Raw genomic sequence first — 15,414 nt, 5'->3', positions numbered from 1 at the left:
TTTTTTATAGATTTGTCAAAGGCTATTTGTTAAAAATTAATACAAAAATTTTCATTCTGGGTAAAATAATATATAAGAAGACACAAAGAAAGGACGACCATGAAAAAACTACTTACAATAATTGCCATGAGCCTAATGATTTTCCTGCCCAAAGAGGCCTTGGCAGATGAATTTAAGGAAATAAATATAGAGGCAAAGCTCGATGAAAAGGGAATCGGCTCTATAAAAGAAACTTGGCATATAGATGAAAATGACACAGACTATACAGAAAGATACAAGGCCATAAATAACTTAAGGGGTCTTAAAATCGAAGATTTTTCCGTCTCAGCCTTTGGCAAGGATTTTGAAAAAGCCGACCCTTGGGATATTGACAAGTCCTTTGAAGAAAAGGCCTACCGCTACGGCACAGTCCAAAAAGACGATGGATACGAGCTTTGCTGGGGCATAAGCAAGTATGAAGATAATGTCTACGACCTAAAATACAAGATAAGCCCCCTAGCCATCGGCCTAAATGATGCTGACATGGTCTTTTTCAAATTTGTGGGAGATGACTTTGATCCCATGCCAGAAAAAGTAAATATCAAAATCACCTCCTATAAGCCAATAGAAAGGGATGTGAAGTTTTGGGGCTTTGGCCTTAAGGGCAATATAGAAAATAGGGACGGGGTCATAGAACTTAATTCTACTGGAGGGATTGACTATGCCACAGTCATGATCAAATTCCCAAAGGGGACCTTTGCTACTTCCTACAGGGAAGATAAGAATTTCAAGGACTATGCCGACCAGGCTGTGAAGGGGTCTAAACGGGAAGAAAACCAAGGCAAGGCCTACAAGCCACCAATGCCAGTTTGGGCTAAAATTCTAATAGGTCTTGCTAGTGCCCTTGGATTAGCAGGAGCCTTTGCAGGAATTCGTGCCGCTAAGTTATCATTTTCTGAAAAAAGAATAACAAATCTCAAAGATTTAAGAAAACCAAAGGACTTTGGCAGGGAATATTTAAAAGATATCCCTTATGATGGCCACATCGAAGACTTGGCCTTTATTATAGAAAAGACCTACATCAATTCCATAAGTCTAGCCGAAGACTATGTAAATGCCTTCATCCTCAAATGGGCCCTTGCTAAAAAAATCGACCTAGGCGAGGACAAGTATGGCCTAGTGTCTGAAAAGAAAATTAAAATCCTAGAAAGACCAGACAACATGGGAGCCCTTGAGGGCAAATATTTCGACACCCTTTATAAGGCAAGTCTAAGAAGCCATGATGGCTTCCTTACAGATTATGCCTATCAAAAATACCTAGAAAAAAATAAGGATTCCCTCGATAATTTCTATGAGGACCTAGAAGACCTTTCTCTTGCGACCCTCAAGGAAAAAGGCTACATCGAAGACTATGAGTACGAAAAGACCTTCCTATCTTCATCAAGGACAGGGACAGAGCTAAGGTTGACCCAAAAGGGCATAAGCCTTTATGAGGACCTATGCAAGTTTAAATCCTACCTTGCATCTTACGAGCTTGTTGGAGAAAAAAGCCAAGAAGAGATGCCTAAGTGGAAGGGCTTTCTAGTCTATGCCCAAATCCTAGGCCTTGGAGAAAGCTTTGAAAAAATAGTAGAAAGAGATGACTATTATATGAATAATTTCATCTACTACCCATATTTATTTACAAACTCCAGAGGATTTTCAAAATCCATCAACCAATCTTATGGTGAGGCTACAGGCTTTTCAAATGCAGGCTTTGGAGGTGCCACATCAGTAGGCGGAGGTGGCGGATCCTTCGGTGGCGGAGGTGGCGGCGGCCGCTAAAATACAAAACAAAAACACCTAGCTAAGGACTTTGCTCCTTCTAGGTGTTTTGTTTTTCTAATTAATCACATTTACTTTTTGCCCCTTAAGAAGCTTAATAAGGTCCTTTTCCTTCTTATAGGCAAATCTCATATTATCCTGGGCGTTGGCCTCCTTGAAATTTACTATAAGAAGGAGGTTTTTCTCAGCCCTTGACAGGGTCACAGACTTAATCTCATCAAGCTTTACTTTTTTATTTAAAAATGGATTAAGCTTATTGGTATAAAGAAAATCCCTGCTAAAGCCCCTGGCAATTATGCCCGAATAGTTCCAAAAAATTATGGCAAGGCCAATAGCTAGGGTGTTTATAATATAAGGCTTAAAGACCCATTGGTAGATGGCAAACATGACTAGCATCATTAGATATACAGCCAAGTCTACCTTGGTAAATTTAACCCTAATTTCAATCCCAGAAAAAAGATAGAGGTTATAAAGACCTAAGAGGGTAAAAACCCCCGCTAAGATAAATATCATAAGTCCTCCTAGTTGTTAGCAGAATTTGCAGCTGCAGCCGCTTCGCTATCCTTGATATTATTTAGGCAAATGACAAGGGCAAGCATGGCCTCAGTATAGTCCTCATCTAGGACCCTTAGCTCGTATTGGTCGGTCATGGCGAAAAATACCTTAGAAATCTCGCCAATCTTTTTCCCATCAAGGCTTATATCAAAATTATAATCCCAAATAGATCCCTTAAGATTAATAGTCCCAAAATCTGTCTCTATGTCGACCTTTCTTCTCAAAAAACTTAGCCTAGACTTGATAGTCATTTGGCTTCCGTCCTTAAGATCTACAAAATAAGTAGGCAAAAAGGATAGGATTTTTCTCTCAACCTTAAAGGCCTCCTTCATATCCTTGTCAAAAACCCTTGACCTGTAGCCAAAAAAGGTAAAATCCTGGTCCAGATAAAAGGCCTTGTCATTATTTTCATCCATAATCCAATATTTGTCAGTTATTTTGAAAAATTTTTCCTTAAAATAGTATTTTTTCATATAAAACTCCTTTGGTTTTATCGCAATTTATAATATAGTATTTATATTAGATTATACCCGAGAAAAGAAAGGAAGAATATGAATACAATCACAAATTATATAAAAGACTTGGTAAATACTCCATCACCAACAGGCTTTACCATGAAGGCCACAAAATACCTTTGCGATGAGTTTGAAAAGCTAGGCTATAAGCCTTACACAAATAACAAGGGCAATGTCATAGTCCCAATAAATGAAATGGAAGAAAATAATGGCCTTCTTTTATCAGCCCACGTCGATACTTTAGGCCTTATGGTTAGGTCAATAAAGGCCAATGGCGCCCTAAAGCTTACCACAATAGGTGGTTTTCCTTATAATTTTGTAGAATTTGAAAATGTCACAATCCACACCAGATCTGGCAAGGAATATACAGGAGTATGCAGGCTAAATAATCCAGCAGTCCACGGCTCATCCGACCCAAGAGAGGCCAAACGTGATGATACCACAATGGAAGTAGTAATAGATGCCATCACCCATTCTGCGGAAGAAACCAAGGCCCTAGGCATAGAAAATGGGGACTTCATCTCCCTTGACCCTAGATTTAGGGTAGACAATGGATTTGTCAAAAGCCGCCACCTAGATGATAAGGCATCAGCAGGTATCCTCCTTGCCCTAGCCAAGGAAATTAAGGATAAGGGTATAAAGATAAACCGCCCTTTATACATGATGTTTACAGTCTATGAAGAAGTAGGCCATGGGGCAAGCTCAGGACACCCTGCTGGCATTTCTGATATGGTCGCAGTCGATATGGGAGTAGTCCACGATGATTTAACCTGCGATGAGCTTAAGGTATCAATTTGTGCCAAGGATTCGTCAGGTCCTTATAATTATGACCTAACAAATGATTTAATAGCCACTGCCAAAAAGGTCGACATAGACTACGGAGTAGATATTTACCCATTCTACGGATCTGATGCATCAGCCGCTGTGGCAAGTGATTATGACTATAGGCACGCCCTAGTGGGATGCGGTGTAGCAGCAAGCCACGGCTATGAGAGGACTCACGAAAAGGCAATTAAGGGCCTATTTGACCTTCTTCTCGACTTCATCCAAAGATAGGAGATAAAGATGGAAAATAATAAAGATAATAAAAATAAACAAGGCTTATTAGCTAAAATCTGGGACTTTTACAAGAGTTTTGCGGCAATCTTTCTAATAGTCTTTGCCATCAAATTCTTCGTCATTGGCCTTACAGCAGTATCAGGCCACTCCATGGACCACACCCTCGCCACAGGTGATATCATGGTCGTAAATAAGCTACCACAAAGCTTAAATAAATCCTATAAGAGGGGCGATATAGTCATCTTCCACTCCCCAACCGAGCCTTGGAAGCTTTATATCAAAAGAGTAATAGGCCTTCCAGGCGATATGGTCGAGATTAAAGATGGAAGCTTTTATATAAATGATGAGAAGCTAGAAGAAGACTACCTAGATGAGGGCATGGAAACAGAAGCCACAAGCGAAATGACAAGTTGGTTTGTAGGAGATGATGAATATTTCCTAGTAGGAGATAATAGAGTTAAATCAAACGACTCCAGAAACTTTGGCCCTGTGTCCAAAGATAGCTTCCTAGGCGAAGCCATCATGAGAATCTACCCACTTAACAAAATAAAAACCTATTAAAGAAAATCAGCTCCAGGCAAGTGCTTGGTAGCTGATTTTTTGTAGGCATGTTTATGATTATAGAAATTTTCCCTCGCTTTATTCTTTAGAATTACGACAGGGGATTGGATTTTAATCTAATAATTTCCATGAAAAAAGTAGGAGGCTTTTGCCTACCTACTTTTTAAATCGAAAACTTATTAGTCTTCTTTTTTCTTTTTCTTTGTTGCTAGAAGTCCTGCTATTGATATGCCCATGCTTGTGACTATTGGTGCAACTGATCCTATACCTGTTTTTGGATTTGTTGACTTGTTTTCTTGCTTAGCAAGTTTTTCATCATCAACTGGAGTACTTACTTCTCCTTTTTCCTCAGTCTTTGGATTTTCCTTTGGACCTTGTGGAGTCTTAGGATCTTCACCTGGCTTACCTGGCTCATTTGGCCTATTTGGTGTTTCACCTGGTGTACCTGGTTCATTTGGTTTATTTGGTTTTTCACCTGGTGTGCCTGGTTCATTTGGCTTGTTTGGTTTCTCGCCTGGTGTGCCTGGCTCATTTGGTTTTGGATCTTTTGGATTCTTTGGTCCTTCTGGTTGAGGATTGATTGGATCTTCTGGTCCTTCTGGCTTTGGATCTTTTGGATTCTTTGGTCCTTCTGGTTGAGGATTCTTTGGATCTTCTGGTCCTTCTGGTTGAGGATTCTTTGGATCTTCTTCTGGCTTTGGATCTTTTGGATCTGGTTTTGGACCTTCTGGTTGAGGTGGGATTTCGCAGACATTTCTTGTACCGATTTCAATAATCATGTCTTGTTTTTCTTTGATTGTATTTGTATCCCTTGATACTTCCTTGCTGTTTTCTACCTTAACAGTAGTTTCAGTCTTACCTGGTATACCTTCTTGAACAACCTTGTGCTTACCAGCATCTAAGTTAGGATTTTCCCTGATTATTACATCATAAGCTTTTTCGCTTTCAAATTTGAACTCGCCATCAGTCTTAGAACCGTATTCTACGACTCTATTCTTTGGTTCAGTTCTTTCTTCTTTGACTTCAAGCTTACCAGTTTCCTTGTTGAAGGTTGTGGTATATTTTACAGATCCCTTAGAGCCTTCTTCGACGACTTTTTCTTCACCAGCTTTAAGCTCTGGGTTGTGTCTGTACTCAGTATTATTACCAAGTTCAGTTTCTTTCACAACTGGTTTAACACCGATTCTTACTACTCTATCTTCTTTTTCTGTGATAGTCTTTGTAGTTTCTGTAGCTTCACCAACTGGCTTAGAATCTTTTATCTTTTGGGTAATTGTAACTTCTTCCTTGCCTGGCTTACCTTCATTTTCAATCTTTTGGAATCCAGCTTCAAGAGTTTCGTCATAGATTACCTTAGTTTCGTAAGGTATTTCCCTTTCGATTGTCTTTGTAGTTTCACCTTCAGATGGTTTCTTACCTACTCTTACAATTCTCTTTTCTGGAGCTTTTGTTTGTATTGGTTTACTTTCTTCTGATTTAGTTACTTTTCCATTTACGATAGTATGAGTTACAGTTATTTCTTCTTCACCAAGTTTTCCTTCTTTATCGACTACTGTTTTACCTGGTTCTAGAGTTTCATCTACGATATATTCTGTTTCAAATTCAACTGCTTTAGTTTTCTTAGTTTCAAAAGTACCTGTAAAGTCATCACTACCCACTTCGATAATTTCTTTAACTGGTGCTTTTGTTTCTTTTGGTTCTGAAGTTTTTGTTACTTTAGAGTTTTCGATAGTTACTGTAAATTCTTCTTCACCTTCAACACCTTTTTGGACTACCTTGTGTTCACCCTTCTTAAGTTCAGGGTTTACCCTTACTTCTACTTCAAATGGTTTCTTATTGGTGTAAGTGTGAGTTCCATCAGATTTTGCACCAACTCTAATCTTTCTTGTAACTGGTTCTTTTGTTCGTTTTGTTTCTCCACGAACTTCTTCACCAGCTGTACCATTTTTAATTTCTCTTGTTAGCTCGGTTTCTTGTTCACCAAGTTCACCCTTTTGATCTTCTACAATTTGACCTGGTTTTAGGCTAGGGTCAACTGTTACTTCAGTTTCAAATGGAATTGGGTCTTTGTCAACAGATTTAATCTTGCCTGTGAAGTCTTCATCACCAACTAAGATTACAGCATTCTTTGCTTTCTTAGTTACTGTTGGCTCAGAAGTATTTGTTACCTTAGAGTTTTCTATAGTTAGGGTCTTTTCTTGTTCGCCCTTTTCACCCTTTAGTTCATTTCCTTCATCATCAGTGGCGTATTTCCATTCACCCTTCTTAAGTGATGGATCTTTTCTAACTTCAACTTCAAATGGAATTTCTTCCTTAACTTTTTCAGTTCCGTTAGTCTTACCACCGATTTTAACAACTCTGTTTTGACCAGCCTCTTCTGTTTCGGAAGTTACAACCTTCTTTTGATCTTTGTCATAAGTTGTTGTGATAGTAACTTTACCATTTTTACCTGGGGTAACTTCTTCTGTCTTTCCAGATTCGAGGTTTTCGTCATAGACATATTCTGTGTTAAATGGTTTTTCTACAACTTTTGTAACTGGTTTTGTACCAATTTTTACAACTCTATCAGTTGCTTCTTTAGTTGTTTTAAATTCGCCTTCTTTAGTTTCAGTTACTTGGCCATCCTTGATAACAAGTGTGTTTGTTCTTTCTTGTTCGCCTGGATTTCCTTCTTTAACAACTTCTTGTTGACCAGCATCAAGATTTTCATCGTATTCGATTACAGTTTTATAATCTATATTTTTCTTTTCAACTATTTCGTGAGTGCCATCATTTGTTCCCTTACCTACTTGGATAAGTGCATCTTCTGCGGCAACTTCTGTTACAGTTGGCTTGCCATCTACTTTGGAGTTTTTGATTGTCCAAGTTGTTGTCTTTGTTCCAACTTTACCTGGTTTTACAATCTTGTATTCGCCTTTTTTAAGTGTATCTACTTCTTCAACCTTATATTTAAATGGCAATTCTTCCTTGTGTTCTACCTTGCCTTCGGTATTTCTACCTACTTTGATAATCTTTTTAACAGGCTCTTTTTTAACTATATAGTCCCCAACTACAGTACTTGTGACATTACCATCTTGAATATTTATTATTGTAGTCCTAGTTTTCTTTCCTAGCTCACCTTCCTGCTCAACTTTTGTTTCACCTGGAGCTAAGGAGTCATCAAATTGGATTTCTGTTTCAAATGCAATTTCTGAACTTTCTTTTATTTCATGGTTGCCATCTGCTACACCTTCACCTACATGGATTAAGCGTTCTTGTGGTGCTTTTAATTCTTCTTCTTTAGTATCTGTAATTTTTGAATCTTCGATAGTGTAGGTTACTTTCTTAGATCCTTTTTCACCCTCGGTTATGACTTTTATTTCGCCTTTTTTAAGATTTGGATCTTTTTCTACCTTGGTTTCGAAAGGAATTTCTTCTGTTTTTACTACTTTTCCATTTGTACCATAGGCCATAAATTGAGCTTCTGTCTTCTTTGTGCCTACTTCTAGCTTACCGTCTTCTTCATAATAGTGAGCTGTTACTGGTACATTTAGGAGGGCTCCGTCTACTGACTTACCTTCTTCGGCATTTGGTACTGTGGCAGTAACCTTACCAGTTTTTTCATCGATTGAAACATTCCAAGTATTGCCCTTATCATCTGTATATGTTGGTGAATCAATTGTAAACTTACCTGGTCTTCTGTTGTAGTGATCTTCTGTATTTAGGATAACATCTGAAGATAGCTTATCTCCTGACTTACCAGCCTTAGCATTGTAGCGGGCAGTCATATTTGCCTTTTCTTCGATTACGAAGTAGGCATTGACTTCTTCTTTTATGTCCTCATTTGGTTTTTGTTCATCAACATAGTGAGCAACAACTGGTACTGTAAGTTTTTCTCCACCGTTAAATGCTGTAGGGTCTACTGGTTTTGCAGAAACTTGTCCTGTTTTTTCATCAACTTTTACAGTCCATTTATTTCCCTTATCATCTGTAGCAATTTTATTTCCTGTTTCGTCAGTTTCTAGAGTATCTGGAAGACTATAGTGGTCTGGTGTTATTCTCTTACCATCTTCTGTAACTTTGGCAGCTGATGTTTGCTCATTTACTGGGAAGTTAACTTGAGCGTCATATTCTGGCTTGATGTAGGATGATTCTTGGACTACAAAGTGGAACCAGTGGACGTCCTTTGACCCGTTGGTATAGGTGTACTCAAGCGGAATTGCAATAAAGTCACCTGCCTTGGCTGATTTTGGAGGAGTTATTGTAAACTTAGAAATATCTTTAGGGTCTACATCTACCTTCCATTGGTCTTCTGGTGCCTTACCCTTGTTTTCACGGTTGATAAAGTCCATGATAAGCTTACCAGAAGCTTCTCCCCTTTCATCAGCTGCATTCATTTCATCAGCTGACTTACCAGTACCACCTGGTTTTTCCGGATCTACAATTCCTACCTTAAATGGCTCGCCTGGTTTTACTGCTGATGATGTTACCTTAGATGTATCATCACCATTGCCATCTTCAAACTTTTGGTCGTAATAGCGTGTATCATCGAGGTTTAGCTTGAAATTACCTATTAGGTTGTAGTGGTCGTAGCGGTCGATGCCTTGCTTGTCAATTGTTATATTAGATCCCTTATGGTTTATGTCGGCAGTACCTGCACCTGTTTCTACATAGGTTCCTGTTTCACCAGAATCATCAGGTGTTTCAGCTATAGTCTTAAATTCTTCAGCTGTTCTTGGACGGGCAAAGAATTTAACATCTAAGTTTTGAAGAGCTTTAAAGTCAGGTGTATTGAAGATTGAGTCTTCATTGATGACAGTCTTGCCGTTTTCGTCTTTTTTTAGGGCTCCTTCTGGCATCTTGATGTGGATATTGCCATCATCTCCTATATAGGCACTTGCTCCTGGTACAACTTTGCCTGTAATAGGGTTATAGACTTGGCCCACTAGCCTTTCTCTTGCATTTTCATCCACATTATCTACCTTGATGCCTGTGTCGATATCTTGACCTTGGACAAAGACCTTTTCATTGTACTGGCCATTTAATTTTAATTGCTCAAGCTTATCATTTTCATTTGGCCATGGGTTTACCTTGTAACCTAAAGCAAAGCTGCCTTTAAAAAACTTCACTCTTGGATTGTCTGATGTGTAATTATCTTCAAAGCCAAGAGAAGTGAAGTCATTATCCTTGTTATTTATATGCTTTAAGGTTTCTTCACTGGCCTCATAATTCAAATTTCTTTGTGACCTAGAAGCCGTAATTTTTGTATTTTCATTTGGCTTATAGGTTACATCAGGAGATTCAGAAGTTAATTTCTCCCCTTTGTCCATCATTTGTTTTTCGCCTTCATCAACAGGTATAAGACCAGAATCCGTAACATAAACCTTAGTATAGGTTCTTTGACCTGTCTTCTTGTCTATGGTAATTTGGTAACCATATTCAGTCTTACTTGAGGTATCTGCGGATGGGTTCTTAGTATTAAATTCTAAACCATCTTTTGCTTCACCTTGATCGGTTATATTACTTTCTTGATTTGTATCTCCCGGCTGTAGGTCCGTTTCCTTATAACGTTCAGATTTATTGTAGTCCTTTATTTTTCCTTCATCTTCACCATAATTTGGGTCAGTTGCTTTTTGGATATGTTTATCTTCTTCTTTAGCAGCTTCACCTTCTCCAGCTCCTTGGGCATCAACAAGACTTGCATCAGACATGTCAAAAGCTTCTTCTTCGGTCTGGGCATCTTGCTTGATATTTGGAGTCTGTTTTTCTTCCTTTTCTTCCTCTTTTTCATCATTTCCTTGAGGAGTATTTACATTTGCTGCTTGATTATCTTGATTTACAGCACTAGGAGTGTTTTGACTAGTAATGTTTTCTTCAACAACCGGAGCAGTCGTGTTTTCACTAGCTTGAGCCACATTTGCCCCACCTATAATAAAGGAGGCGGATATGGCTATGGCTAGGAGGTTTTGTTTCTTATTCATAGCTTTCCTTTCTTTTATCTACATTTAATTATTGCAATATATATTAAAATAATTCTAAATTTACATGTTAAATATCATACCGGAATTAGGAAAACAATTCAAGGACCAAACCCTCTTAATTTCAATACTTAACACGAATTTAACAATCGCTTTAATTCACTAATTCAATATCTTTTTAGTTTTATTGAACATCTTTACCAAAAAGCAAGAAAAAGAGCTAAACACACCATTTTCAAATTTTAAAGATATTGACAAGTTTTTTATCATACTACTCTAAGTTTTGTTGTAGAGAATTAAAAGAAATAAAAAGATTTTTAAAAAAACAAAAACCTCCCAAAAAAAGGGAGGCAAGATTTTGATAATGTTTATTTTTACTAATAGCTTACATGACTAGCCTATATGAGATTTTTCCTCACTCCGTTCATCAGAATGACAGGAAAAGATAAAGGTTCCTATTTATTAAACATTGTAAAGGTGATAGAACCCAAAAAATCTAATTAAACACCTATTAAGATGTTAATATAAACTCCGAAGACCAATCCACCAATCCAATGTAAGTTTGCCAAAGGCAAACATATGCTCATGCTCCCCGCTAAGGGGCCGCTTGGAGGGTGTAGCCGAGAGGGGTGCAAGGGGGACATAAACGCCCCTTGATTTGGGGCGTTTATGCCGGAAACATAGTGAGGTAGCACGAAGAAGTTTGCGTAGCAAACGGGTTTCCGTCCGGTGAGGGAACATGCGGCGCTCTAAGCCGCTTGGGCAAATTCTTCCCTTGGCTCTCCCCCTTGGACGAAGATTCAGTTGTAAATAAAGCAAACATATAAAAGATATAGAATTTGTTATTAAAAACAAATAAACGCAAAATTTTCGAGAAAATTTTGTAGAGAACGTAATCTTTTTACAATCAATGCTCCTATTCGTCACATCGGTCCTCCCCGAGCCGGACGGGCTAGTTCAAAATTACATAAGGTTTTTCTAAAATTTCTTCTGCGGTGCATTGCACCTTGAGAAATTTTGAAAACCGTAAAAACTTTGCAAACTGAAGTCCTATCCCAATTTGATGAAATCAAATTGATGGAAGGTCTGATACTTTAGTAAAAGTTTTTACTACCATTATCTCGGATGGGAAAACCACTTTATTTATACATATCAAGCTTACCCATCAATTCATCTATCTGATCAATAATTTCCCCGATAAAGTCGATGGCATCTTCTATTGGCTTAGTAGTACTCATGTCTACTCCAGCTGCTTTGGCTAGGTCTATTGGACCACGTGAGCCGCCCATTTTTAGGACTTCTAGCCAGGTTTTTCTGTCTTCTTCTGTGCCGTGGACGATTTTTTCTGAGATGGCTGTTCCTACTGTTAGACCTGCTTGGTAGGTGAAGGAATATAGGCCCATGTAATAGTGTGGTTGTCTCATCCAAGTAAGTTCTGCTCCCTCGTTTAGTTTTACAGAATCTCCCCAGAATTCTTGAAGTTTTTCTCTAAAGATGTCATTAAAGTCATCTGCTCCTAGGCTTTCACCCTTGTCTACTCTCCTATAGACTTCTCTTTGGAAGGCTGCCTCGAGGTAGTGGGTTACGAAATTATGGTAGTAGGTCTTGCCTATCATTGTGGCTAGGACCCAAAGTTTTTCCCTGTCGTCTTCTGCCTTCTTTAGGAGGTATCTTTCCATGGTTATTTCATTGGCTGTAGATGGAGCTTCTACAAAGTACATGGACATGTCATTTGATAGGGCATTTTGATTGTCATTTGACAAGATTCCTTGGCCTGCGTGGCCTAGTTCGTGGGCGAGGGTCATGACTTGGCTCATGGAATTATTGTAAGTAGTCATGATAAACGGATGGGATCCATAAGGGGATGCGCAGAAAGCACCGGTTCTCTTGCCTATGTTTTGTGAATAGTCTATCCACTTGTCGGCAAAGGCCTTTTTAATGTAGCCGATGTATTCTTCGCCTAGTGGTGATAGGCCATCTACTATATAATCTCTAGCCTGGTCAATTGATACCTGTGGCTCATATTCTGGGTCTATGGCTAGTTTTAGGTCTGCATAGGTCATTTCATCTAGGCCGTAGTGGTTTTTGATGATTGTAGCATATTTTCTCATGATTGGGGCAAGTTTTTCCATGATTATGTCAATGTGATTTTCATAAATATCAAAGTCCACGTCTTGGCGGGCTAAAAGATAATGGAAAACTGACTTGTAACCACGAAGGTCTGCCATGATTTTTTCGTTTTGGATTAGGGTGTTGTAGACTGATGCGTCTGCGTTTTGATAAGCTCCTAAGACCTTGTGATAATCTGCAAAAGCCTTACGTCTAAGCTCTGTGTCAGTCTCACCTTCTAGGTATTCCTCAAAGGTGTTGTGGTTTAGGACAACTTCCTCGCCCTTGTAATTTATATTTTCAAATTTCATATCACCATAGCGCATGTCATTGTAGTTTACATATGGGGCATCAAAGGTTGGGGCAAGGGCTGCAAGGGCTGCTTCTGTCTTCTCATCTAATAGGTATTTGGCCTCATCCTTCACTCTTTTTAGGTAATATTCATAGCCTGGGTGGTCTTTGGCCACTTGGTCTAGGATTTTTGGGTCAACCTTGACTAAGGCTGAATCATAAAAAGAGAGTGTGGCCGCAATTTTTGCATATTCGCTGCCAAATTTGGCATCTCTTTTGGCCATGGCATCGTCTGTGGCGTCTGTTTCCTTAGAAATTCCAGAAAAAGTGCCAAGCCTATCTGTAAGGCCAGAAATCTCAGCATAGGCCTCAAGGGACTTATAAACATCATCAGCAGTCTTTAGGTCTTTGAAATCTTCCTTGAATTTATCAGCCATATCGCCAAGTTTTTTTATATCAGCATAAAAGGCTTCATCAGTAGCATATAAATCTTCAATAGCCCAAATTTCCTTTGGGTCAACTTCGTTTCTTTTTTTCATGTTTTTCCTTTCTTAAAGATAATAATTCTTTTAAGATTATTATATCCCTTTCTTGGCTTTGATAAAGATTTTTAGTATTAATGTGTTTTTATTTTGGTAGTAGATAGCTAATGACGATGTAGATACAAAACCCTTGATGCAAAGAACCATGAGATTTCTCACTTTCGTTCGAGATGGGTGGCGGGAGGTTCAGCTTTGTGTTAGGAGATGTGGTTTGTTATTGAATTTTTCTTAAATGTTGGTATATTAATATTAACCATGAATTCCAAGAATATTGCATGGTCTCAACCAAAAAAAGACGAGCGGTTCGGGCTCGTCTTTTTTTATTTTCAGGCTAATTATCATCATTTATTTTGCTATCTAGCCATTTGCAAATATAGAAACCAACTACACTCGCTACGACAGACAAAATGAATTCCAAGAATTCTCGCATGATCTCACCTCCCTTCCATGCTAAAGGGAATGATGATAACTATTTCATTATACTCTATTATTTATATTCATTCGAGATGGGTGGGCAAACTTTGGGCTTTGTCTTGAGGCATCCCATATCCATGTTAGAAAAGGTATAGTTAGATTAGATTAATATGTTAGGAGAAGATTATGAATAAAAGAATTGAAAATTTTGCCAGGCTTGCTGTTGAGTTTGGTGTTAATGTACAAGAAGGTGAAGACGTATTGATTACTAGCCCTGTAGAAGCACCTGAACTTGCCCGTCTTATGACTAAGGCTGCTTATGAAAAGGGAGCTCGCAAGGTGTCTATAAATTGGGTTGATGATACCCTTACTAGGCTTTCCTACGAATATGAAAGCCAGGAGACTCTTAACGAAGTGCCTGACTGGGTGGTTGAAAAGAGCCGCTACCAAATAGCTGAGAAGAAGTCAAATAGGATTTCTATAGTTTCTGAAGACCCAGACCTCTTGGCTGGCCTTGATGAGGCCAAGATTTCTGAGGCTATCAGATCTCGTTCCCTAAAGATGAAAGACTTTGTAAAATACACCATGAATGACATTGTATCTTGGCTTGTTATCTCTGTTCCATCAGTAAAATGGGCAGAAAAGGTCTTTGCTGACCTTAAGGGTGAAGAAGCTGTAAATAAGCTATGGGAAGTCATCCTTGATGTGTCAAGAGTGGCTGATTCTTGGGAAGAAACTAAGGCCAATTGGAAAAATCACATAGCTACCTTAAATGAAAAGGCAGAATTTTTAAACAACCACCAATTTGACTATGTGACCTATAAGGCAGCCAATGGCACAGACCTTAAGGTTAAATTACCAAAAGACCACATCTGGATGAGTGCAGGATCTACCAATGCCAAGGGAGATGCCTTCATACCAAATATGCCAACAGAAGAAGTCTTTACAGCCCCACAATATGACGGCGTAGACGGCAGACTTGTCGCATCTAAGCCACTCGTTTATAATGGCGTAGTTATAAATAATTTTGAATTTACCTTCAAAGATGGCAAGGTTGTAGATTTTGATGCCAAGGAAGGCAAGGATACCCTAGCTAAGATGCTAGATTCTGATGAGGGCTCAAAATACCTAGGCGAAATCGCCCTAGTGCCTTACGATAGCCCAATTTCTAACTCAAATATCCTATTTTACAACACCCTATTTGACGAAAATGCCTCCTGCCACTTCGCTCTAGGCAAGGCCTACCCAACCTGCGTTAAGGGTGGAACAGACCTTGCAGATGATCAGGTAAAAAGCGCCGGCCTAAATGATTCCCTAATCCACGAAGACTTCATGGTAGGAACAAGCGATCTAGAAATAAAAGGCTACAAGGACGGAGTGGAATATCCAATCTTTGTGAATGGTAATTTTGCTTAAAGATATTGAGATAAAAATTTGATTAAAACTAAGGAAATTTATATTCTATCCTTCGCATAAACAAAAATACCACAAGTAGTAGGTAGTAGAATTTAAGTGTCCGTAATAGGTCTCTCGACTTCGCTCGAGACAAGGGATTGTAGGTCCTAAGCATTGGATTATAATAAGGTGATGTTGCAGAATAGTTAAATC

8 protein-coding genes are annotated in these 15,414 nt (G+C 38.7%); 4 read left to right on the top strand and 4 right to left on the bottom strand.

Annotated features, from left to right (window positions below; genetic code table 11):
* Positions 1-99: 99 nt before the first annotated feature.
* Positions 100-1,803, top strand: coding sequence for a DUF2207 domain-containing protein (locus tag ACCQ42_RS01475; RefSeq protein WP_410035127.1), 1,704 nt, complete (start codon positions 100-102; stop codon positions 1,801-1,803).
* Between the two features lie 57 nt (positions 1,804-1,860).
* Here the strand turns inward: ACCQ42_RS01475 and ACCQ42_RS01470 are convergent, their stop codons facing one another.
* Together ACCQ42_RS01470 and ACCQ42_RS01465 are read right to left on the bottom strand one after the other, a co-directional pair.
* Complete coding sequence (locus ACCQ42_RS01470) at positions 1,861-2,316, bottom strand: hypothetical protein (RefSeq protein WP_410035126.1); 456 nt, start codon at positions 2,314-2,316, stop codon at positions 1,861-1,863.
* 8 nt (positions 2,317-2,324) lie between these two features.
* A complete protein-coding gene (locus ACCQ42_RS01465) occupies positions 2,325-2,831 on the bottom strand; it encodes an LURP-one-related/scramblase family protein (protein ID WP_410035125.1) in 507 nt (168 codons plus the stop codon).
* 78 nt (positions 2,832-2,909) lie between these two features.
* Between ACCQ42_RS01465 and ACCQ42_RS01460 the strand changes: the two genes are divergently transcribed.
* A complete protein-coding gene (locus ACCQ42_RS01460) occupies positions 2,910-3,929 on the top strand; it encodes a M42 family metallopeptidase (protein WP_410035124.1) in 1,020 nt (339 codons plus the stop codon).
* A 9-nt stretch (positions 3,930-3,938) separates the two neighbouring features.
* Positions 3,939-4,493, top strand: a complete 555-nt coding sequence (gene lepB / locus ACCQ42_RS01455) for a signal peptidase I (RefSeq protein WP_410035123.1) — start codon at positions 3,939-3,941, stop codon at positions 4,491-4,493.
* A 179-nt stretch (positions 4,494-4,672) separates the two neighbouring features.
* Here lepB and ACCQ42_RS01450 read toward each other — a convergent pair whose 3' ends face one another.
* Positions 4,673-10,453, bottom strand: coding sequence for a G5 domain-containing protein (locus ACCQ42_RS01450; RefSeq protein WP_410035122.1), 5,781 nt, complete (start codon positions 10,451-10,453; stop codon positions 4,673-4,675).
* Between the two features lie 1,136 nt (positions 10,454-11,589).
* Positions 11,590-13,389: an oligoendopeptidase F gene (pepF, locus tag ACCQ42_RS01445; RefSeq protein ID WP_410035121.1), complete on the bottom strand. Its 1,800-nt coding sequence runs from the start codon at positions 13,387-13,389 to the stop codon at positions 11,590-11,592.
* Positions 13,390-13,992: 603 nt separating this feature from the next.
* On the opposite strand from pepF, the gene ACCQ42_RS01440 reads away from it, so the two are divergent.
* Entirely contained in the window at positions 13,993-15,222 is a 1,230-nt protein-coding gene (locus ACCQ42_RS01440) for an aminopeptidase (protein WP_410035120.1), read from the top strand.
* Positions 15,223-15,414 lie beyond the last annotated feature (192 nt).

The organism is Anaerococcus kampingae (genome assembly GCF_046365475.1).
In the GTDB taxonomy this organism is placed as follows: Bacteria; Bacillota; Clostridia; order Tissierellales; family Peptoniphilaceae; genus Anaerococcus; species Anaerococcus kampingae.
Note: the sequence above shows the minus strand (reverse complement) of the source record. Positions and strands in the feature narration are given on the sequence as shown.